The sequence below is a fragment of the Frankia sp. KB5 genome (assembly GCF_002099325.1).
Lineage (GTDB): Bacteria > Actinomycetota > Actinomycetes > Frankiales > Frankiaceae > Frankia > Frankia casuarinae.
On sequence record NZ_MRUJ01000126.1, the window covers coordinates 1 to 21,925 of the forward strand.

Sequence of the window (21,925 nt, forward strand, 5' to 3'; positions counted from 1 at the left end):
GGCGATGAGGTACAGCGCGTACGGATCGTGTGGCGCGACCTGAACGACCCCCGGTAGCCCACACCACCAACGAAGCCCCCCAGACGCCGGGGGCTTCGTTGCATCTGCCCGCTATGGCCGCTGAGAGCGACGTTGACGGGTTGAACCGCCTTCCCCGGCGTCTCTTTTGCGCGGGCCGAGTGTGGCAGGGGAAGGGTTATCAACGGGAGTGCCACCGTCACGGGGGCGCCGTTGCCCGCGCCGTGACGGTGGCACGCGGTGAACGGCCAGCGGCCTGGGCGGCGCGCGGCACCGTGCCGGTAAGCGCGACCCCTCTGGACAGGATGCGACGTCACAGCGGACACGTGCAATCAGCGCCGCTGGTGTGTCCGGGGTGTCAGGGGGCTGACCTGCGACGCTGTGACGAACGCGGCCGGTGCCAGCGATCATTGGTCCACATGGGCCAGTCCATCGTGACTACACGCGCTGGGCATCCGACCTGCACAGCGATCTTCGTCGGCCGCCATGCCCTACGGGTCAGGAGCCCGGACCCAAGCACCAGGCACCAGCGGGACCGGCGCGGCCGGAGCTGAAGCGCGCCGCCAGGCGGACCGGCGCGGGGTCGGAGGCTGAGCCGCATGACCGGTCAGGATCGGCGGGAACCGAAGGAACCGACACCACAGGCAGGACCGGCGCCACCTGCGCGTCCGGAGCTGGACGCGCGGCCAGACCGGCCGGCGGGACCGACGAACCGAGATCGGCTCCGGCGGGACCGGCGGAGCCAGGCGGGACCGACGGTGYCGGCGCGGCCGGTGTGATCGGGACCGGCGCGGCCAGCGGCACCGACAGACCGGCGGGGCTGGTGGTGGCGTCGCGGATATGGGTGGAGCCTCCGAGCGGTGTGCTCGGAGGCTCCGGGGGTTGGGGTGGTGTCAGTCGCCGGTGGTGGTGCGTCGGTGCCGGTCGTGGTGGGTGAGAGCGTCGCGGATGCTGTCGCAGCGGGCGGTGAGTTCGCGTGCTTCCGTGAGTGCGGCGTCACGGACTTTGATCACGGAGCGGCGTGATCCGTACTTTCCGCCGTAGATCTGCTGCGCGACGATGGCGAACACGCCGGTACGTCCCAGATCCTCGGCGGCGCCGGCAACGGCGATGACCCGCCGCAGGATCGGGAAGTCCCGTCCGTCTCCCCATGCTGCCGCGAACACCACATGGCTGACGCCGGACAGGTAGGTCACGGCGGCCAGATGCTCCGCTTGCGTCTCCAGCTCTTCGGGGCTGGTGTCGCGGCGCGTGGGACGGTAGCCGTTGCGCTGGGCGGCGTCCGTGACTGCCCAGCTGCGGATCGTGGCACGGTCGACGAGGAACATGTCTGCGTCGTGGGGCTGGTACTGCCACCGGTCGGCTTCGCGGGTGGTGGCGTCGACGGAGGCCACGACACAGCCCCGGATGATCATTCCGAGTCTGCGGGCGTAGATCAGAACCGCGTCGTGGGCGATGTCRTCGGACACATCATCGGTGCCGTAAGCGGCGTGGCCGTCACGGGCGATGGTGGCGCTGCGGTCGGCCCGCTTGCGGGACCGGGAGGCGTCCACCTTCCAGCAGTACCGGTGCGCGTGGGTGACGATCGCCGCCCAGTCGGCTTCGGTGACGCGCGCCATGTCCTCACGGGTGGCGGCTTCAGCGGGAACGGTCGACGGAATCTCACGGGAAAAGAACGCATGCGACATGAAAGTCTCCACACGGAAAGAGGGGGGATTTGGCGTCGCGCGCCGCGCGCAACTGCCGATATCTAATAATCCCTCTCTCGGGCGGTGAAATCAATACCTCCGGCCACTTTTTCTGGGGATTTCTTGGATTGCGTTTCCGCAGGTCAGAGACCTTTCGGTGGATTGTTGCTGGAAAAATCKAAACGAGACGGCAACCCCAAGGAATGGAAAGACAAGAACAGTGAAAGGAGAAAGAAAGGGAGTGCAGCCCGGGGAAATGCAATGAAATACGGCCGGGAAATGAAATGGTGGAGAGAAGGGTCTGTTCGCAGGTCCCCGCGGACCGCGGCACAGCACGCACGCCACCAGAGGCCATCCGACTATCAACCAGGCTCCTGGGGAGCCAAGTCGGGCGGTGCTTGGGTCGTGCTGTGCAGGCGCTGACCTGCGGCGCTGTGCTTCTGGGGGGTAGCGGCTCAAATAGGTAACCACTGTGGCTACCGGTGTCGCCAGCGGACGGGAAAGGGGTGTGCCGCTGGAGGGATCGGCGGACAACGAGCCCGTCGCCGGCATGGGCACCGCACGAGCAGCGACGGTCAGGTCTCTGTCAGCGTGCCGCCTGACCAGCGCGAACGCCTCGCTGGCGAGATCGCTGGCACCTTACTGTCCGTGCCCCGCCGCTCGACTGGGCTGTGTGAGGGCACTCGCGGATTGCCCACCTGGCCCGGGGAGCACCGATGTGGCGGCTCGTGCCTTTTCCGGTGCCCACAGCCCTACGTGGGACGGACGCTGAACGTCGCGTACGGCCGGCGCTCGGCGGCGGGAGGTCAATGCGTTGCCGGCCCTTCTTTCCCGAGGCCCGGACCTCGGGCGCCGCACAGATAAGGGCCGTCGAAGCTGAGCTGGTATATCGCGGGCATGGGCATCGACAGCCAGAAGCCGCAGTCGATCGAAAGACCCAGAGCGAGGAGCGCGCGGGAAATCCAGGTGCCGTGCGTGGCGGCCAGGATTGTCGTCGCCGGCGACGCCGACAGCACAAGATCAGAGACGGCGTTTCTTGCGCGGCAGGTGAGATCGGCGAGTGTCTCGCCGGTGCCGATGGCCCGATCGGGCTCGGTCCAGCTCCGCTCGTAGTGGRCTTGCCAGTCCGGGGTCGGGGCCAGACCCGACCGCCACTCGCGAAGATCGTCACGGTGGCAGACGGGCAGTCCCAGGGCCTGGGCGGTCGGTTCGATGGTCTGGACCGCGCGACGGTACGGGCTGGACACGACCCGCGAGACCCCGAAGCCCGCGAGGGCCGCCACGAGGGCGACCGCCTGCTCGTGGCCAGCCACGGTGAGCGGTCGATGGTGCTCGTCAGGACCATCGAGGGTCGGGGCGAYCGATACGGCGTGACGAACCAGGAGCAGGACGACCATAGAGAGATCATGGGGCCGGAGGAGGACTCTTCCAGCCCCTGGCCGGTTGCAATACTTGTCTTCGCTGCCGCGGCCCGCCACGGCGGGCCGTGGTGGGGGTCAGGGGTGGGCGGGTAGGTGTGAGGCGAGGTCGGGGATGCCCGCGGTGAGCAGGCGGTGCAGGGCGGCGCCGGGGGTGCGTTGGAGGGGCCGGACGGGGCTGGTGAAGTACTCGGGGTCGTCGAAGACGGGTTCACCGCCTGGGCGGCGGGTGAACGGGACGCGGCCGTAGTCGATGCCGTCGGTGTCGTCGCAGCTCATCCAGGTGATCGCTTCCTGCTCGCCGGGTTGCACGGGTGCGGTGAACAGGGGCCGGGCCTCGATGAGGTCGCCGTCCTCGTACCAGACCTGGGGGACGGCGAAGACCCACCGGTGGGTGGYGTTGCTCTGAGCGTGCGCGGCGGCGCGGATCTCGAACGCGAGCGCCGTCGCCCAGCTGATCAGATAGGGCCGGTCGGTGAGGACCAGATTCTGGGTGCCGTGCAAGCCCAGGATCGCGGGGTAGTCGCCGCCGCGGACGGCGTGTTGCACACGGCTGGTGATGTCCTCGACCAGCGTCCAGGTGTCGGTGTTCACGGCCCAGGTCCTCTCGTGCGTCGGATGTGGCGAGGTCTGCGGCGGCCTCACACTGGAAATACGGGTGGGGCGGGGCCCGACCGTCCGCGCGACGCGGACACGCCTGGCGCCACCGGCCACAGGCCGGGGCGGGTCGGCTCCTTCATCCCTCATGCGGGGCGGGTGAGACCCCGACTGTCCAGGCCGTAGGCCGCGAGGTCGGGGTGCGGCCCCGGACCCGATGGCCCCGGAAACGGCGACGGTCCCGCCGCGCGCCCGGGGGAGACGCGCGACGGGACCGTCGTGACAGCAGGGATCAGGCGGCGGTTTGCTGCCCGTGCAGGCCGGTCGGGGGCATGGGCTGGGGTGGGCGCAGCCGTCCCGGCTTGTCCGGGACATCGGCGTCCTCAGTCTTGGGGGCGGGGGCGGAACGGTCGGGCCAGAGCTGGTCGAGCTGGTGCAGCGCGAAACGGCCGGGACCGGCCGGGGCCGGGGTCAGGGGAAGCCAGCGGACGAGGGTGGGGTCCAGGTGGTCGTCCGGTGCGGTGAGGTCGGCCGCGGTCGTCGCGACGGGCACCAGCGCGGGCCGGTCAAGGTCGCGCAGGGCGCGGGTCAGAGCGTGGCGGGCCGCGGTCTCACGGCGGCTGGTGGGRAACCAGAACAGGACCGGGGTGGTGATCCTTGTTGCGGTCGCGAGCTGCTGGTAGTCGAGGAGCTTCGCCGCGAGGCGGCGCATCGCTTCGGTGCCGTAGTCGAGTTCGAGGAACCATTCGACCTCGGTGTCGCGTTCGGTCCAGCGGCCGTAAGCGTCGGGACGCACGATGTCRCCGAAGTGCTCAGCGCAGCGTTCCTGCGACCACCAGGCCGTCAGCGTGCCGGCCGTGTCGGGTTGGCGGGCGTGGTACACGAGGCTGGTGAACACCTCGTTGACCGCGACCCGGTGGGCCAGGTGCAGGGAGTGGGCGATGCCTTTCGCCCGGTCGTGCTGGTAGCCGGTCTTCTTCGGGTCCACGCCATCCTCGTAGGCGAGCACGGCCGCGCCGGCGACGTCGAGGACGTAGTGCATGGGCGCCAGGCCGCTGACGGCGAGTGGCTGGAAACGGTCCAGGACGCGCCAGCGGTACAGCTCCAGCAGCCGGATGTTCGCCGCGCGGCGCGACGTCCAGCCGAGCTGGGCGATCTGGTGGGTGGTCAGGACCCGATGCTCATGGATCATGCGGGTGATCCACCGGTCCCGGGGAGTGAGGTGGCGGGCCAACCCGAGCAGGTGGTCGTATCCGGTGGCGGTGCGGGTGGCGGGGCGGGTGTAGGTACGGCGGCCGAGATGGCGTTGCTGCGGAGGATTCGTGATCACGCGGAGGCGTCTCCCAAAAGCAGGACGGTCATGCAAACAGGCGGAGCGGACGACGGGAGCACGGCGGTACAGGCGGGGCCACCAGGAGGCGCAGGCGCCACTACGGGCCCGTCGGTGCCGGAGGTGCGCGCGCGGGCCCGTCCCCACCACGCCAGACCGCCCGACCGGGCGCGAGGGATGCCGCGACCGACGCGACGACTACCGGCCTCCGACCGCAACAGGCACGTCCGTGCCAGGCGGCTACGCCGGCCGGGACATCGGGACCCGCGGCACCCCGCTCAGGCCCCCGCGCGAGGGCACCCGCCCTCATCGGCGGACAAGGCCGGCAACCGCCCGGCCGACCAGACGCCAACCGAGACCGCCATCCCGGTAGACCCGTACGACAGGAAACGCCCGATTGGACGGGCCACCCGTGGCGGCGGTGAGCCGGCGTCCCGTGAACGCTCAGCAGTAGGCGTGGCGGACACGGGACGGCACCGCGGGTACAACTGCACCAACAAAACCTCATACCGGCAGCAATCGACACGATCCCAGAAAGCTACCCCGATCGTGACCGAGACCAAACCACCAACAGGCCACCCTCCGATACCCTGCACACGACATCGGGAGAACCCCGCCCACGACGCCAATCCAGAACACCTCGGGTGGGCGTCAGAAACGCTTGAACTGCACCAACGCCCTCAATCCGGGCCGCCCAACCGCATTCCCTCTGGCCGATGGGTGGGCGGTCCGGCGGGTACACGGAACCGCAAGTCGACATTCACGGCATTCAGGACAAATGACCTAGGAGTTTGTGTCTGAGATCACACGCATTACAGCTCGATCGCCGTCTCTCCGCAGAACAGGAGCGTTCAACGTACTGCCCGAAACGTACTTCCGGCGGACGCCAGTTCCTCCAGCCGCACCCTTGGCACACATGACATCGCTACCGCGCGTTCCCGACTTCGGCCGCAACCGMACGCGGACATGCCGTCGCACACCATGGTGTCGATCACCAGCCTGTCCGCTGGTCGCAGGCGTGTGCGGTCGTGGACGTCGAGCAGGCTGTGGACGTCTGTCTCGTAGACCGTTGCCAGCAGGGCGAGAATCTGCGGGGTGAGTCGTCGCCGTTCGGCCGGGTACGGCCAGTGTTCCAGCTCGCAGAGGTAAGGCGCGGTCATCGGGGCCCTACCATCCGGATCGAGGTCGAGCCGGGCTGCGTGGCTGTTGATGTGGTCCGCTGCCCGGAGCAGGGTCCAGCCGTGGGCGTGACGGAACGCCGCGCGGGGTCGGTATCGGTAGCGGCGGATGAACTCGTCTGCGATCTCCGTGGTGGTCATGCCAGCATCGAGCATGCCGAGCCGTAGGGCGTTCTGCTTGGCTCTCGCGCTGGCTCGTCCCGGGTGCGTCATGGCTTCGGGCGGGGCGCTGCCGGTCCGTCCACGGCTGCTGTGGGCCATGGGATGCGTGGTGCGGTTCATCGAAGCTCCTCGTGCTGGACGGGCTCGCGCTGCGCAGGTGGGGGTTGATCGAGACCGAGTACCGCGGAGGCAGCAGAGTCGACCTGGTGACGGGCGGTCGTGAGATCACCCGCTCCGCTTCGTTCAGCGCGGTCGTAGGTGTCAACGGCGTCGCAGAGCGCGACCCAGCGGCGGGAGGTCGGTTCGATCGGGGGAACGAACAGGTCGAGGACCTGCGTCACCTGGTCGGCGGACGCCAGGTGGCGCATCCTGGCCAGCAGAACCACGGGACGCAGGTGTTCGGGGACGGGCCGGCGCGCGATCGTCATCGGCGTAGGGCGCCCGGCCGGGTTTCACGGTGTCGGATAGCGGTGTCGCGGCGGTCCCTCACACCGTGACCGGGGGGTGGCCGGTGCCAGTCGTCGAGCCCCCGTAGACGATCGATAACGCGTTGCAGTACGGCGGGGTCGCTGGCGAAAGTGACGGGAGCGGTGGGTTCCGGTCCAGGCGCCGGTGATCGGGTCGGTAGGGTGACCTCGCTGGCGGCGTGGATGTCCAGATAGGTCATAGCTGGCAATTGCGCCCATATCACCTTCCCTCCGGCTCGTGGGAGGTACCAGGCCCATCGCAGGCTCATCGCGTCCACGAGTACGAGCCCGCGTCCACTTTCCTGATCTGGATGCGGCGCGGTGAGGACCGGCAGYACCGTGCTGGCGTCCCACATCTCCACCGTGAGGACGGCGTCGCAGAGAGTTAGCCGCATGGCCACGGGGTCGTCCTGACGGCTGGCCTTCACGGCGTTGGAGGCGAGCTCGCAGGAGATGAGTTCGGCGACATCGACGGCGGCCGAGTCCACGGACCATGCGGTGAGCGTGTGAACGGTGGTGGCACGGGCTTCGGGAACGGCGGCGGCGGTCGCCGGGAAGTGCGCCACGGCCGCCCGGATCAGCGGCGACGACCGGGCGGTCACGCCGATCCCTGCCTGGTCACGACACGAGAAGCAAGATCGCCTATGTCTGTCGTGGCCGGCTTGACGCTGTCCCCGCCGGGCCTTGCCTTGCGGTGGTCATCCGACGGGGACAGCGGGCTGTGCGCACGAGACTGCGCAGCGAGGTGCGGCCTGTGTGCCTCGATCTGCGCGGAGTGCGCGCGGATCTGGTCCGCCTGTTGACCGACGTCCATGCGCGTCGCCCCCTGTCACGTCAGCGGGGTCACGCGCGTCCGGTCCTGCGGAAGGGTGCCCCTGATCGCCACGGATCGTGGCCATGTACGGTTCCCGTAGCATGCCCCCGCACTTAGCGTTTTGCAAGGCTTGCATAAACACGACTCGCAGAAGACTGTGAGGCGGTGCGTCACGGACGGCAGAGCGCCGCCGGTGGACGGGAGAGGAGCTACCTGTGCCGAGGCAACGACAGGCCCCGCCGACGGTTCGTTCACGTCGCTTGGCGTTCGAGCTGCGCCGTCTACGGGAGGCCGCAGGCGTCACGCGTGAGCAGGTCTCGGAGGAGACGGGGATCAACCCCGCCACGCTCTACCGGCACGAGACCGCCACGGCCAGTTCCCGGCCGCAGCGCCGCACGATGATCGCGCTGCTCAACATGTACGGCGTCACCGACCAGCAGCGCGCCGACCTCCTCGCGCTGTCCCGGGAGTCCGACGTCCAAGGCTGGCTCCGGCCGTACCATGCCGAACTCCCCGAGCACTACACCGCCTACATCAGCTTCGAGGCCGAAGCCCGCACCGTCCGCAACTACGAGTCCCTGTTCATCCCCGGTCTGCTCCAGACCGAGGACTACGCCCGCGCGGTCATCMGCGGCACCCTGCCCATGGCCAGCCAGACCGAGATCGACCAGCGCGTCCAAGCCCGAGTCGAACGCCAAGCCCTGCTGGCCAAGGAGGACCCGTTGCGCCTGTGGGCCGTCGTTGACGAGGCCGCTCTTCGCCGCCAGGTCGGCGGGCCGAAGGTCTGGCGCCAGCAACTGGCCAAGATCGCCGAGGCTGCCACCGAACCACACATCACGGTCCAGGCCATCCCGTACGCGGCCGGCGCGCACGCCGGCATGCTCGGGTCATTCGTGCTCATGGACTTCCCGAACTCAGCCGACCCTGAGATCATCTATGTCGAGAGCATGGCTGGTGACCTGTTCCTGGAGGCTCAGGCCGACCTCCGGCGGTATAGATTGTGCTTCGACAACCTCGCTGCCGTGGCCCTCAGCCCCGACGGCTCGACGAGCCTGATCGCCAGCCTGGCAGCGGAGGGCAAGGAGTGAGAAGGTGCAGACCGTGCAGCAGATAGATCTCGCTGCGGCAGCGTGGCGCAAGAGCAGCCACAGCGGCGGCAACGGCCAGTGCGTCGAGGTCGCCTTTTTGGGCGCTGGACAGGTCGCTGTGCGTGACTCCAAGAATCAGCACGGACCAGCTCTGATCTTCACGCCGGGCGAATGGGATGCGTTCCTCCGCGGGGTGAAGGACCGGGAATTCGAGATCCCGCAGTAGCCAGTTGAGCGTGTCGAGAATCGTGGGATAGCGCAGCCGACTGATYGATCATGGTTACAGACCATGGCAATCTCTGCCCGTGGGGGCACATGTCCAGTATGAAGTATCCGGACAGTAGTCGGTCGCCGATCCCCATTTCCCGACGAGCCTGGTCCGCCGCCGGGACCTGCCGCGCATAGGTTCTCTTGACGGTCTCAGCCGTATGTCTGCCAGCCCCAACTCTCTTGATTCTCTACTCTGTGCGGCAGACGTTCCAATGAAAGATGCCTGGTCGGCAGCAGCTGGCCGTCGTCGACCACCTCGCGGCGACGATCACCGCGAGGCTCCCGGCGGACAGCATGCTCGTGATCACCGCGGACCATGGCATGGTCTCAGGAGCCGAGGGCGATCAGATCGACCTCGGCAACGAACCGTTGCTGCGACCGATGACATGTRGCGCACCTGGCACGACGTGCTCGGCGCGCGAGCCCTGGTCACCCGCCGAGACGACGCCATCGACATGGGATGGTTCGGCCCACAGGTCGCCGCCCACATCCGCCCACGCATCGGCGATCTCGTCGCCGCCGCGCTGGACAACCATGGTCCGATCCGAAGGCGAACTACGTCSAGCCGCTTCATCGGCCACCACGGCTCACTCACCCCCGACGAGCAACTCGTCCCRCTCCTTTTCGCCCCGAGCACGGATTAGGCCCCTGTTCCTCGCGCAGATTCTCCCTGGTGCAGGCGCCAGGGAGAACTGGAGCCGGGACCCCACCGCGCGGGAATGACTCGGCGTTCGCGCCAGGCGGATGGGCCGCTGTCAACGGCCGCGCAGGGGTCCGCGGCTCGCCGTTTCCGCAGTTCAGCCGTCCAGGTGAGCGCAAAGGCCAGATGTTCGTGGCGCAATGAATGACTCGTACCCCGGCGAAGGCRCATCGTCCAGAAGCAGCCACCTCACCGTGACTTGATCTTGAGTCCAGGGTAACGCAGGGATCTTTTCGCGCCGTCTTGCCTGTACGGAGTACCGAGATGGGAGCACCTTGATGACGACTGGGGGGTGCCCAGGTCACCGCACGGGCCCGGTTGGTTCACGAGTCAGTCCGCCTTCGCAGCCGCGCCCGAGGTTCCAGATGACCGGCTCAGCACGACGGCGAAGGCTTGCGGTGGGCCGAGGRGACGGGGCTGCGCCGATCAGGCGACCGGTCCCCCTCGACGTGGTACATGAGACGTTCACGATGACGGACAGCGATTGGCCGGATGACCTGCGCGCGACAGTCCGATGGTGTTATACACGGATAGTCAACAACTGGCCGCTGATCGCAGCAGAGGGGGCGTCGCCGAGCCTGAGCCTGGCCGTCTGGAGCGTGGCTCTGCGTAACATCGCGCAAGATCGCGACCCTCGACATTCAGGGTGTGAAACGGCTGAAGGTAYCGCGGCATACGGAGGTCAGGCTTTGYAGCAGAGCAGCGATCATATTGCTGGTCTGATTAAGGCCCTACCGACCATGAATGACGTCCAGCTGCGGCGGTGGGGACGCGCTATTGCCGCGATCCTTCCGCCAGGCGGCCGGCTCCTGGCGGCGGGTAATGGTGGATCGGYGGCACATGCGCAGCACTTGGTTGCTGAACTTGTCGGCCGCTTTCAAGCCGACCGTATGCCGCTATCTGCGCTTGCCCTGACCGTCGATACGTCGACGCTCACTGCGATAGGAAATGACTTCGGATTTGAAGAGATCTTCGCGCGCCAGGTGCGAGCYCATGGTCGACCGGGCGATGTATTGATCACTATGTCGACATCTGGGCGTAGTCCGAATCTCCTACGCGCGGTGGCGGCTGCGCGTGACTTGGGCATAATAACGTGGGCGTTGACTGGGCCGGCGCCGAATCCGATCGCGGAAGCTTCTCACGAGTACGTCGATGTCGTCTCCGAGTCCGCAGCACATGTGCAGGAGTGCCATCTTGTCGCGGTCCATATGCTATGTGCCGCCGTTGATGGTGTACTCGGCCAGCCTGAAATAGGCGAGGAGAAAATAATGGCTACGCCTGTCGCTGTAGCGGTAGCCGTGAAAGACCAGTCGGTGGGTCCGATGAGACGGTCGTCGTCCGACAGACAGGTCGATTTGGTTGTCTTGGGTGACGTCCTGCTCGACACCGACATCACGGGTGAGGTGAAAAGGGTTTCTCCGGAAGCTCCCGTGCCGGTGGTCAGTTCACTGAAAGACGACGTCCGCCCGGGTGGCGCGGGGCTCGCGGCCCTGCTAGCAGCCAAGGACGGACATCGGGTCACTCTGATTACGGCGCTCGGTTCCGACAGCGCGGCCGATCTCGTCACGGAGATGCTGACGGACGCGGGCGTGTCGATCGTCAATCTCGGGACGTCGTCCCCGACGGCAGTGAAGACTCGGGTCCGCGCTGGCCAGCAGACTCTCCTGATGCTCGACCATGCGAATCCGCCCAGCTCCCTCGGGCGCCTCCCCGTGGATGGGCGAAAGGCGATTCGCTCTGCTGGGGCCGTATTGGTCTGCGACTACGGTCGCGGAGTGGCGGCGGCCGAGGATGTTCGCCAGGCCCTGTCAGAGCTTGCCGGTCGGACTCCGGTGGTCTGGGACCCGCACCCGCTGGGACCGCCGCCGGTCGCGGGCATCCTCCTGGCGACGCCGAACAGCCGAGAAGCTGATCATTTCGCGTCCGGTATCTCTCCGGCCGGTACCAAGGGAGACATCGAGCGAGCGCGTCGCCTCCGGAAAACCTGGCGGGTTGCCCAGGTCGCGGTTACTCAGGGTCGCGACGGTGTGGTGCTGGTCAACGACGATACTGCGCCCCCGTTGGTCATCCCTGCTCCCATCGTGTTCGGCGGGGACGCTCGCGGAGCGGGCGACTGTTTCGCGGCCACCACCGCTGTTCTGCTCGGGGCCGGCGTCCTGCCGTCAACGGCTGTGACGCGAGCGGTCGCCGTCGCAGCCGACTACGTCGTGAGAGGAATGGACCTCGGCGCATCCTCGGCCGGTCCGCCAACAGTGCACGGCGTCGCTGACGCTCGGTCGCTTGCCGCCCGTGTTCGAGCTGGAGGCGGGACCGTTGTAGCGACTGGCGGCTGTTTCGACCTGCTGCATCGCGGCCACGTCGCACTGCTCCAGCACGCCCGCCAGCTTGGGGACTGTCTCATCGTCTGCCTGAACAGCGATGCGTCCGTGACCCGACTGAAAGGAAAGGGCCGTCCCCTGGTTTCAGAGGAAGATCGGGCTGGTGTTCTACAGGCGCTGTCCTGCGTAGACGCGGTCGTTCTCTTCGATCAGGACACACCCGCCGATCTACTCAGCCAGCTTCGGCCGCATCTCTTCGTCAAGGGCGGCGACTACGCGATCGGTGACATCGTCGAACGGGCAGTAGTCGAGCAGGCCGGCGGGCAGGTGGTGCTGGCGCCGTATCTGGACGGCCGTTCCACGACATCCCTGATCGAGCAGGCTGTCCGCAGACGCGACGACTCGGAGCGCGCTGTATGACGGGTGGTGTGCTCGTGACCGGTGCGGCAGGCTTCATAGGAGGCCACCTCGCCGCGGCTTGCCATGCTGACGGCTGGGCCGTGACAGCGGTCGACCGTAGGGCTGCTGGCCCCCTCTCCGGGGGYGGGGTCCCCATCGTTCAGGCCGACGCCGCTGATCCGACTATCCTGGCCAGGATTCGGTCGGGAGAATTCGCCGCCGTCCTCCACCAGGCTGCGGTGAGTAACACGCTCGCGGACCGGTGGGATCTCCTCCAAGACGTGAACGTAGACGTGCCGTTACAGCTTGCCGGCGCGTGCGAGGCCAGTGCGACACCATTCATATACGCATCTTCAAGCAGCGTATATGGTGCTGTCTCCCGCCGAATTCCAGTTCCCGAGCAGGCCGTCGACGATCGTGCCCTGACATCCGGGCCGCTGAATCTCTACGCCCGGTCCAAACTGTTGTTGGACGAGAGAATGCAGGATTTTACCGGGAAGGTGTCGTGGATCGGGCTTCGCTACACCAATGTGTTCGGCCCGAACGAAGACCACAAAGGCGTCATGGCATCAATTCTGTGGCAGCTCCTACACGCCACGGCACAGGGCCGCCGKATCGACCTGTTCAACGATACTTTGCTTGYGGCGCGAGATTTTCTTCCGGTATCCTCGCTCGTCGACACCGTTCTACACCTCCTACGCTCGCCTGTTCCCTCCGGTGTTTACAATCTCGGCGCCGGACACGCAACCTCATTTGCCACCATCCTCGGATGGTGCGCCGACATACGGGCCGGCGGCATGTTGGACGTGCGACTGGTTCCTAATCCGATCCCCGAGYGGTACCAGTACTGGACCTGCGCCGACATGACAGCGCTGCGCGGCGTTCTCCCATACGCCACTGAGGTCACCGCAGAGCAGATCCGCGAAGCGGCTACCGCGTTGTATCGATCGTTCCTGCCAGGCTCCGCATCTGACGAGAACCAGGACCGCTCAGCCAAGTCGCGACGCGGAACTGTCCACCAGCTCACAGGAGATGACCTTCATGACCAGCCGCGACGCCCGAGACAGCGACCGGGATCAATTGCGCCGGTCGCTGTCGGYACTGTCGATGGCGCTGCGCAAGACGGCTGAGGCACCGCGACCCGACGCGCCACGATTCGTCTCTTACGACCAGCTACGCCAARCCGATGGTGCGCTCGTCGGCCGCAAGAAGGTCATCCTCATGTCTGGTGGCTGTTCAGTTCCGACGTGCACCATGTGCCCATTTACCAACGAGAACAACTACGGGCTCGGCGGCGACGCCCAGAGCCTCTTGCATCAAGTGGCCAACGTCCTTACCCGCTCACCAGATGAGCCGGCCTATGACGTCGTGGCCTTGTATAACGATGGGTCTTTCTTTGCGCCGCGCGAGATCCCGCGTGACGCCCAGCTCGTCATCGCCGAGTACGTGGCAAGGGCAGGCGTTCGCCGGCTCGTGGTCGAGTCACTGCCGCAGTTCATCACCCCTGCTGTGTTGACTCCCTTCGTGGATGCTCTTCGCGGGGTCGAGCTGGAGGTGGGCATCGGATTGCAGTCCTCCGACGATCTTGTCCGGGAGACTCTCGTCAACACGCGGATCTCCCGGACGGCCTTCGAGCGTGCGCTATCGACCATGAAGGAACTCGGCGTCCATCCGAAGATCTACCTGATGGTCAAGCCGCCGTTCCTGACCGACGGCGAGGCGATCACGGATGTTGTCGCGTCCGTGGAGTACGTAGGTTCGCTCGGAGTCCAAGGCGTTACGCTGTGCCCGACGCGAGTGTCCCGCAACACCGTCGCGTGGCGGCTCTGGGAGTCCGGGGCCTATCAGCCTCCAAACCTGTGGACGATTGTCGACACAGTTCGACGTATTCATGACGCAACGCAGGTACGGGTGGCCTGCATCAACCTGCGCGGCAGCGACTTCGAGTCGGTGTTTCCCGACAGTTGCCCAGCGTGCGCCGATCACATCGTCGACTGCCTGATCCGCTACAGCGAGACCGGAGACGTGGCCGACCTTCCTGACAGTTGCGACTGCCGGCCGGCGATCGAAGCCACTCCACTGAACCATTCCGCGATCGTGTCGCGCAGCCTGGAAATGCTAGATCGCAGCGAGAGCGACGAACGAGTCAGCAGATGAGGTCATCACGAGCGAGCGGACTACCGGTGGCGGGGTCGGCTCGCGGGTTCGCCATCCAGCCACTGGACTATCTCGTCTGTCAGCACGCCGAGCACGGCGACATGTTCGCGGTCCGCATGGCGGGCGTCCCCACGGTCTTCTGCGGCGGCACCAGCGGCCCTACCGCTCTGTTCCAGGCAGAGCCGGACCATCTGGAGATCCACAACACCGGTCTCGTCCACGACCTGTTCCAGAAGGCGGTCTTCAACCTTCGAGGACAGGAACATCTCCAAGCCCGAAGGATGCTGTTGGCCGGTCTGGTCGGGCCGCCGCTGCGCCGCTACGTGCCAACGGTGGTGCGACTCGCACAGAGTCACGCCGAACGCTGGTCCGCGGCTGCGGGTTTCGACCTCTACCGGTCGGCCCGGGACCTGACCATGGACGTATGTGCCCAGGTCATCCTCGGCGTGCGTCCGCACGAACCTGACCATCAGGCTCTCACTGGTCTCTTCGACCTCTTCGTGCGCAGTACGGACGTACCGTCGGCCCAGCGGTACATCTCGCCGTCGTACTGGCGAGGCCGCCGCGCCGCCGCCGAGCTTCGAGCGCTGTTCCAGCGACGGATCAACGCCGGCCCCGACCCGTCTCGCGGCGACGTGCTATCTCACCTGGCCGTGTACGTCGACCAACACGGTATGGACCCCGCCAGCCTGCCGGACCACCTGTTGGCACTCTTGATCGCAACTCGTGAGACCACCGCAAGTCTACTCACMTGGCTGTTGGTAGAACTTGCCCAAGATGACCTTCTCGCTGAGGCGATCGGGGCCGAAGCTCGCACGCTGTTCGCCGAGCCGGACCTACTTGTTGATCGTGAGACCGCCCCCGCCCTGCGAGCGGCCCTTCTGGAAGCGGAGCGGCTGCACTCCCCGAACCCGATCAGCTTGCGCACCGTCGCGGCCGACTGCGTTATCGGCGGGCACCCGATTCCGAAGGGCTGGCGGGCAGYCTACTCGCCAGCGGCAAACCACCTCATGCCACAGCTCTACGACGTCCCCGGCCGATTCCGCCCCGACCGCTTTTCCGGCAAAGACGGGCGTTCGGTGAGCAGCCTGCTGACCTTCGGGCGCGGACTGCATACCTGTCCCGGAAGGCAGCTCGCCGAGCTCGTCGTGCTGGCTGCCGTGACCGCGACCTACGCCCGACACCGTCTGGTGGTGCCACGCGGTGTCCCCACCCAGCTGCGGTACCTGCCAGTCAAGGCACCCACGGCGCCGGTCCCTGCCGTCCTGCCCACGGCGGGTAGGTAGGCGAACATGAACGTTGCCGAAGTCCTGTCCCTGGTCACCCGCTACCACCAGACCAGTGCTCGTCGCCTGCACTTGGTGCCCAGCGAGAACGCCATGAGCCTGGCGGCCCGGCTCCCGTTCCTCACCGACGTGATCCACCGCTACTGCTTCGCCTCCGACGGGGAGAATTGGGCCTGGCCCGGCAACAACGACCTCGCTGCCATCGAGCGAGCAGCGGCGGAGGGGTTGCGTGTRCTGTTCGGAGCCCAGCACGTCAACCTCAAACCGATCTCAGGGCTCAACAGCATGGCTGTCGCGGTCTCCGCCCTGGCCGACCAGGGCGGAACGGTCTTCAGCATCGGCGAGGCCGACGGTGRCCATGGCTCGACGCGCTTCCTTTCCCAACGCCTCGGGCTGGCCACCGTCGCGCTCCCATACGACCGACGCCGCTACGAGGTCGACACCGACCAGCTCGCCACGCTCGCCGCAGCGACATCAGGCCCGAAACTGGTCTATCTCGACCAGTTCATGTGTCTGTTCCCGCACGACCTGCCAGCACTGCGCGCCGCGGTCGGACCTGACACTTTGATCCACTACGACGGCTCCCACGTCATGGGACTCATCGCCGGCGGGCAGTTCCAAGACCCCTTGGCCGAAGGCGCCGACTGCCTCGGCGGATCAACGCACAAGTCGTTCCCCGGYCCGCACAAGGGAGTCGTACTCACCAACTCCCACGACCTTGCCAAGAGGATCGACGAGCACGCCAGTCACTGGGTTTCGCACCACCATGTCGCCGATGTCGCCGCTCTCGCGATCACCGTCGCCGATTTGCGTGAAAGCGGCGGAGAGTACGCTGCGCGTACCGTACGTAACGCCCAGCACCTGGGTGGCGCACTGGCTGAACGGGGCTTCGCGGTCTGCGCGGCCGAGCGGGGGTTCACCCGGTCGCACCAGTTGTGGATCGACATCGCCCCGCTCATGGACCCCTTCGATGYCAGTCAGGCGCTGCTGGCGGCTGGGATCGTCGTCAATGCGATCGACGTGCCGTACCTGACCTCCGGTACCGGGCTCCGGCTGGGTGTCCAGGAAGTGACCCGGCTTGGCATGGACACGGATGCGATGGACCAGCTCGCGCACCTATTCGCCCGGCTTCTCGTCGACCGAGCCGAGCCGAGCCGCGTCGCCGCAGCCGTTAACGACCTTCGTGAGCACCACACCCCAGCTCGCGACGAAGCGCTTGATCCGGTGATGCGGCAGCTCGTTGGGTCGGTCCTCACGCAGGAGCATCATTGATGCCACGCTCCGAACTCGGCAGCTTCCTCGAACCGGAGTTCACCGAAGACACTTTCCTGTGGCACTCCGACTGCCGGCACTTCTTGGGCGGCCTGCCCTGTAAGTACTGGCGTCCCTGCCAGAACTGCAACCATCACGACCCGGTGGACACCAGGATACTTATCGTGATGCTGGGTTTGCTTGGTGACATGCTGATAGCCTCCGCGCTACCTGCCCGAATCAAACGCGACAATCCAGCTGCTCACATTACATGGCTGGTCGACGAGGCGTGCGCCCCGGTGCTGCACATGAACCCGTACATCGACCGAGTTCTGCCATTCGACTGGCAGGCAGCCGCCCATCTACCTTCGGAAACCTTCGACGCCGTCTACAGTTTTGAACGCACACCTTCAGCCGCAGGGTTAGTCGACCGCCTACGCKCCAGCCACAAGGCGGGCCTCGCTTACGGCGGGCCGCACAACAGCCTCTACGCGATCGGCACCGCGGCCAGGCATTTCTTTGCCATGAACACCTGGAATGACTACCGTACACGCCGCAACACCAAGACCTGGACGGAACTCTACTTCGAGGTCGCCGGATACCGATACGAAGGCGAACCTTACGTCCTGCAAGTTYCCCCGGCAGCGAACAGCCGTGTCCGTACCTTGCTCGCCGACGGGACCGACGCGCCACGGGTATGCCTCAACATCGGGGGCTCCCTGCCCACCAAGATCTGGCCAGTCCGCCACTGGCTCATCCTCGGTACCGCGCTGCGGGAACGGGGGTACCAGCTCGTCATCACCGGCGGCCCCACCGATCGGTCGGCGTGCGAGTATCTCCATCAGGAACTCTCCTGCGACGGGGCCCACGGCAGCCTCGTCCGCTATGCACAACTTTCCATTGAGGAGTTCGCGGCACTCCCCACCCACTGCGACGTGGTCGTCACCGGAGACTCCTTTGGCTTCCATCTGGCCCTCGCCCACGAGCGACCGTGYGTACTCCTACTCGGGCCGAGCAACGGCGCCGAGGTCATCCCCAAACACGTCACCACGGTCACGGCACTGCGCTCATCGTTGCCCTGCTCACCCTGCGCGCACCAGGTGACCTGCGGCGGAGCAGGAGGCTGCATGGACACCATCCAGCCCGACGACGCGTTCACCGCGGTCGAGAATCTCCTCACCTAACGATGAAAACATCCACGCCGACATCCGTAGGTAACCGAGAGGGGTCACGTCATGGGCTATGTCCTCGGGCTCGGCGGGCCCTACCATCACGACAGTTCAGCCTGCCTCGCCGACGACACCGGCACGATCCTTGCCTTCGTCGAAGAGGAACGCTTCACCCGCCGTAAGCACAACAAAGACTCCCGCTCCTGCGCTCAATCCGCCGCGTATTGCCTGGCGAAGGCCGGTATTCGACTGGAAGACGTGGGGGAAATCGTCGTCGCGTGGAATCCCGGGTGGCCCGAGCAAGCCGGCCATATTACCGACCGCGAGCTGATCCGCGAACTGCTCGCCCCAGGCTATTTCAATGGCTATACGCCTCGATCGCTGACGATCATTGACCATCATCTGGCTCACGCGGCCTCAGCCTTCTACCTATCTGGTTTCGCCGATTCAGTGGTGCTTGTCGCCGACGGGTCCGGCGACGGCGTGTCCACGACCGTCTACCACGGAACCGCCGCCGGACTGAAGGTGCTCCGCCAATACCCTTTCACCCAGTCACTCGGCTGGTTCTATGAGACCGTCGCCGAGCATCTGGGCCTCGGTGACTGGACCAGTTCCGGTAAACTCATGGGCCTTGCCGGCTACGGGCAACCTCGCCACGAGCTGAAATTCCTTCGCACCAGCCACGACGACGGGTACCTGTTGGACCTGTCGCGGTACGGCCTGCCAGCGGTCGACGAGACGGCGAACTACACAAACTTCACGTACTACAACCGRCTCAAGCGTGCCTACGCCTCCGCATTCACGGACCTCGGCGTCCCCGCCCATCACCGCCCGGCAACGTACGATCTCGCCACCGGCAGGATGATCGCCGACAGCGAGTTTACGCCTGCCCAGGCAGACCTTGCCGCGTCGGCGCAACACGCACTCGAATGCTGCCTCCTCCAGCTGGCGAGAGGCGCCCTCACGCAGACACGCAGTACACGTCTCTGTGTCGCCGGCGGTGTAGGGCTCAACTGCTCGGCCAATGGCGTCTTGCGACGGCACAGCGGCGCCAAAGCGCTGTTCGTGCCGCCAACTCCAGGAGACGCGGGCTGTGCCATCGGAGCTGCGCTCGAATGTCTCCGCCGCGCAGGTCGCCTGTCCGTTCCCTACGCTCCCATGGTTACCACCGCGCTGGGGCCCGCCTTCACGGATGACCAGATCCGCGGGACTCTGGACCGCACTCAGATCCCCTACAGCTATCACGGCGACGGCATCGTCGACCCCATCGCGCACGCCCTGGCCGCTGGGTCGATCGTCGGATGGTTCCAAGGGCCCACCGAAGCCGGCCCCCGAGCGCTCGGGCACCGCAGCATCCTCGCCGATCCGCGTACGATCGCGACCCGCGACCGGATCAACCGCGACATCAAACGCAGGGAGATGTGGCGCCCCTTGGCACCGAGCATCCTGGCCGAGGCAGCGGAGAAACTCATCGCTGAGCCCGGACCAGCCGACTTCATGGTCATTTCATACCCAGCCACCGACCATGCCCGAGCCACAATCCCCGCCACCGTGCACGTCGATGGCAGCATGCGCCCGCAGATCGTCCAGGAGGCGACCAACCCCCGCTACGCCCGCTTGCTGGGCACCTTCGAGGCGGAGACGGGTGTCCCGGCCCTACTCAACACGTCGTTCAACCACGAGGCCGAGCCCGTGGTCTGCACGCCCACCGACGCGTTGCGGACCTTCTTCGCCACCGAACTCGATGCGCTGGCCCTCGGCGGGTTCCTCGTCACCAAGAGTGACGGCCGTCGGCCGGGACCGTGACACCAGACGATCAGCCCTCAACCACCTCGGCTAGCCTTGGGCTCCGAACCACCGACCGACCACCAGCCCGCCGACTACATGAGGCCACGCATCCATGACGGTTCTTGACACCCCACCGATCGTCGACCAGCTGCGGTCACGGTTCGGCTCCGCCATCCGCATCGGCCAGGGCTGCGACCTCGCTTCCGATCTCTGCGTCGAGATCGACGACGGCGGCTTCCTCGCCGTCGGCGACCGCGTGTCCATCCGCCGAGGTACCACCATCCAGGTCCACCGCGGCGGCACAATCGTCATTGGCGACGACGTCGCCATCGGCGAGAACACGTTCCTGTCCTCGATGGTCGGCATCCKCCTCGGTGACGGGGTAGGAATCTCCAACATGGTCGACATCCACGACCACAACCACCGTGAGCGGTCGCGTGCGCACGTGCCTGACGGCGAACCCACACCGTGGGCCAGCGGTTTCGCAGGCGCTCCCGTCATCATCGAGACCGGAGCGTTGATCTCCAACAAGGTCAGCGTCACCGCTGGCGTCCGCGTCGGCCAGAACACCGTCGTCGGCGCCAACTCGACCGTCACCCGGTCCCTCGGTCCCAACACGGTCGCCGCCGGCGCTCCCGCGCAGCCGATCCGCACGTTCGACGGCCCGCTGGCCACCACCGAGGACCGTCATGAGATCCGAGTCGGCTGGTTCGGCACCAGCATCATGGAACACCTGGAGGGCTACAACGCCCAAATGGTCACCCAGGCGAACCTGCCCGCAGTCGGCTCGTCCATTCCCGTCGAAGCCTGGCGCAACCGTGGCTACGTTCAGCGCCTGCATCTCGCTCTCCAGGTCGCCTGGCCCTATCTCGGGTTCGCCTTCGACAACCACGGTGAAGGCGGAGCGACCTCCCGCGACATCCTCAACATCGTCGGGCGCAGTGTCCCACCCAAGACTCGTGCCTTCGACCTGGCGTTCCTCGGCTGCGGCATCAACGACGTCTGGCGCGGCTTCCAAGGCAGAACCACCGAAGCTGTCGGCCCTGACGAGTTCGACACAAACTACCGGGATATGCTCCGACTCCTCACCGCAGGTGCCCGGCGGGTGATCTGCATCGGCGAGACTCCCTTCGGCTGGGACAACACCGGCCTGGACATCGATGCGATGAACAGCGAACTTGCCCGCTACAACAACCTCGCCGCCCGCGCGGCGGCTGACGCCGGAGCGCAGTTCCTCGACGTCTGGCCAGCCTTCACCACAACAGCCCAGGCCCTCGCCGGCTGGTCACCGGCAACTCGCCCCGACGAAACCCTCTGGTCCGACGGGGTCCACCTCTCCGAGCTAGGCGACGCCCTCATGCTCCGGCTCGTCGAGCAGCGCCTGCGCGACACCGACCTGATCCCCGCTCTGACCCGCTACGACTTGTATGAACGCACCGAGGCCCGGAGCACCTACCATCATCTGTTTACCGATAGCGATTCGCATGCGGACGTCGTACCGGCGCGCCGGTAGGCGCTATCCGACGAGCCGCGGGCTCCCTTCCTTCCCGTTTGTACGACGTCCGRGGAATCAACGGATACGTCAGCTGGTGGAGGTGAGTATCCGCGCAGCCGTATGCAGGTTCGCTACGCTGCCGAGATAACGAGGCCGGGGACCGGTCGGTGGGCCTCCCCGGCCGGACCGAACATGCAGCGACCAGCAACCGGCGGCCCCGGCCGCAGCGATGTCCGACATCTGATCGCCAATCAAGAGTGTTCGCTCCGCGTCCACCCCRCTCGCCCGCATAGCAGCGTGAACGAGYCCGGGTTCAGGCTTACGACAAAAAC

General features: G+C 66.5%; 18 protein-coding genes. 10 read left to right on the forward strand and 8 right to left on the reverse strand.

Annotation, left to right across the window (positions count from 1 at the left end; genetic code table 11):
- Positions 1 to 911: 911 nt before the first annotated feature.
- The 7 genes from KBI5_RS13400 to KBI5_RS13430 all read right to left on the reverse strand — a co-directional run bounded on the left by KBI5_RS13400 (position 912) and on the right by KBI5_RS13430 (position 7,460).
- On the reverse strand, positions 912 to 1,706 hold the full coding sequence (locus KBI5_RS13400; protein WP_085015409.1) for a hypothetical protein: 795 nt from the start codon (positions 1,704 to 1,706) through the stop codon (positions 912 to 914).
- 806 nt (positions 1,707 to 2,512) lie between these two features.
- Positions 2,513 to 3,103, reverse strand: coding sequence for a histidine phosphatase family protein (locus KBI5_RS13405; RefSeq protein WP_085015410.1), 591 nt, complete (start codon positions 3,101 to 3,103; stop codon positions 2,513 to 2,515).
- A gap of 99 nt (positions 3,104 to 3,202) precedes the next feature.
- Positions 3,203 to 3,718, reverse strand: coding sequence for a hypothetical protein (locus KBI5_RS13410; RefSeq protein ID WP_085015411.1), 516 nt, complete (start codon positions 3,716 to 3,718; stop codon positions 3,203 to 3,205).
- Between the two features lie 295 nt (positions 3,719 to 4,013).
- Complete coding sequence (locus KBI5_RS13415) at positions 4,014 to 5,051, reverse strand: replication-relaxation family protein (protein WP_085015412.1); 1,038 nt, start codon at positions 5,049 to 5,051, stop codon at positions 4,014 to 4,016.
- An 851-nt stretch (positions 5,052 to 5,902) separates the two neighbouring features.
- Positions 5,903 to 6,511 carry a hypothetical protein gene (locus tag KBI5_RS13420; protein WP_241882859.1) on the reverse strand — a complete coding sequence of 203 codons (609 nt, stop codon included), beginning with the start codon at positions 6,509 to 6,511 and terminating at the stop codon, positions 5,903 to 5,905.
- Positions 6,508 to 6,819, reverse strand: coding sequence for a hypothetical protein (locus KBI5_RS13425; RefSeq protein ID WP_085015413.1), 312 nt, complete (start codon positions 6,817 to 6,819; stop codon positions 6,508 to 6,510). Before KBI5_RS13425 ends, KBI5_RS13420 begins: the two co-directional genes overlap by 4 nt.
- A complete protein-coding gene (locus tag KBI5_RS13430; protein ID WP_085015414.1) occupies positions 6,816 to 7,460 on the reverse strand; it encodes an ATP-binding protein in 645 nt (214 codons plus the stop codon). Before KBI5_RS13430 ends, KBI5_RS13425 begins: the two co-directional genes overlap by 4 nt.
- Before the next feature lie 427 nt (positions 7,461 to 7,887).
- Between KBI5_RS13430 and KBI5_RS13440 the strand changes: the two genes are divergently transcribed.
- The gene (locus tag KBI5_RS13440; RefSeq protein WP_085015416.1) at positions 7,888 to 8,760 is read left to right on the forward strand and encodes a helix-turn-helix transcriptional regulator; all 873 of its coding nucleotides are present in this window, start codon (positions 7,888 to 7,890) and stop codon (positions 8,758 to 8,760) included.
- A gap of 13 nt (positions 8,761 to 8,773) precedes the next feature.
- Positions 8,774 to 8,986: a DUF397 domain-containing protein gene (locus KBI5_RS13445; RefSeq protein WP_085015434.1), complete on the forward strand. Its 213-nt coding sequence runs from the start codon at positions 8,774 to 8,776 to the stop codon at positions 8,984 to 8,986.
- A 388-nt stretch (positions 8,987 to 9,374) separates the two neighbouring features.
- Here KBI5_RS13445 and KBI5_RS27005 read toward each other — a convergent pair whose 3' ends face one another.
- On the reverse strand, positions 9,375 to 9,566 hold the full coding sequence (locus KBI5_RS27005) for a hypothetical protein (RefSeq protein ID WP_133057026.1): 192 nt from the start codon (positions 9,564 to 9,566) through the stop codon (positions 9,375 to 9,377).
- Positions 9,567 to 10,419: 853 nt separating this feature from the next.
- Between KBI5_RS27005 and rfaE2 the strand changes: the two genes are divergently transcribed.
- The 8 genes from rfaE2 (at position 10,420) to KBI5_RS13490 (ending at position 21,611) form a co-directional block, all read left to right on the forward strand.
- Complete coding sequence (gene rfaE2 / locus KBI5_RS13455) at positions 10,420 to 12,468, forward strand: D-glycero-beta-D-manno-heptose 1-phosphate adenylyltransferase (RefSeq protein ID WP_277870101.1); 2,049 nt, start codon at positions 10,420 to 10,422, stop codon at positions 12,466 to 12,468.
- 8 nt (positions 12,469 to 12,476) lie between these two features.
- On the forward strand, positions 12,477 to 13,577 hold the full coding sequence (locus tag KBI5_RS13460; protein ID WP_157902503.1) for an NAD-dependent epimerase/dehydratase family protein: 1,101 nt from the start codon (positions 12,477 to 12,479) through the stop codon (positions 13,575 to 13,577).
- On the forward strand, positions 13,489 to 14,604 hold the full coding sequence (locus KBI5_RS13465) for a hypothetical protein (protein WP_133057027.1): 1,116 nt from the start codon (positions 13,489 to 13,491) through the stop codon (positions 14,602 to 14,604). Before KBI5_RS13460 ends, KBI5_RS13465 begins: the two co-directional genes overlap by 89 nt.
- Positions 14,601 to 15,890, forward strand: a complete 1,290-nt coding sequence (locus KBI5_RS13470; RefSeq protein ID WP_085015420.1) for a cytochrome P450 — start codon at positions 14,601 to 14,603, stop codon at positions 15,888 to 15,890. Before KBI5_RS13465 ends, KBI5_RS13470 begins: the two co-directional genes overlap by 4 nt.
- Positions 15,891 to 15,896: 6 nt before the next feature.
- The gene (locus KBI5_RS13475; RefSeq protein WP_085015421.1) at positions 15,897 to 17,162 is read left to right on the forward strand and encodes a hypothetical protein; all 1,266 of its coding nucleotides are present in this window, start codon (positions 15,897 to 15,899) and stop codon (positions 17,160 to 17,162) included.
- Positions 17,162 to 18,325 (forward strand): glycosyltransferase family 9 protein, encoded by a 1,164-nt coding sequence (locus KBI5_RS13480; RefSeq protein ID WP_085015422.1) that lies wholly within the window; start codon positions 17,162 to 17,164, stop codon positions 18,323 to 18,325. Before KBI5_RS13475 ends, KBI5_RS13480 begins: the two co-directional genes overlap by 1 nt.
- Before the next feature lie 51 nt (positions 18,326 to 18,376).
- Entirely contained in the window at positions 18,377 to 20,116 is a 1,740-nt protein-coding gene (locus tag KBI5_RS13485) for a carbamoyltransferase C-terminal domain-containing protein (protein ID WP_085015423.1), read from the forward strand.
- Positions 20,117 to 20,210: 94 nt separating this feature from the next.
- Entirely contained in the window at positions 20,211 to 21,611 is a 1,401-nt protein-coding gene (locus tag KBI5_RS13490; protein WP_085015424.1) for a GDSL-type esterase/lipase family protein, read from the forward strand.
- The last annotated feature ends 314 nt before the right edge of the window (positions 21,612 to 21,925 follow it).

Coding starts and splice junctions, on each gene's coding strand:
- KBI5_RS13425 (WP_085015413.1), bottom strand. CDS start 6,819: ATGACGATCGCGCGCCGGCCCGTCCCCGAACACCTGCGTCCCGTGGTT.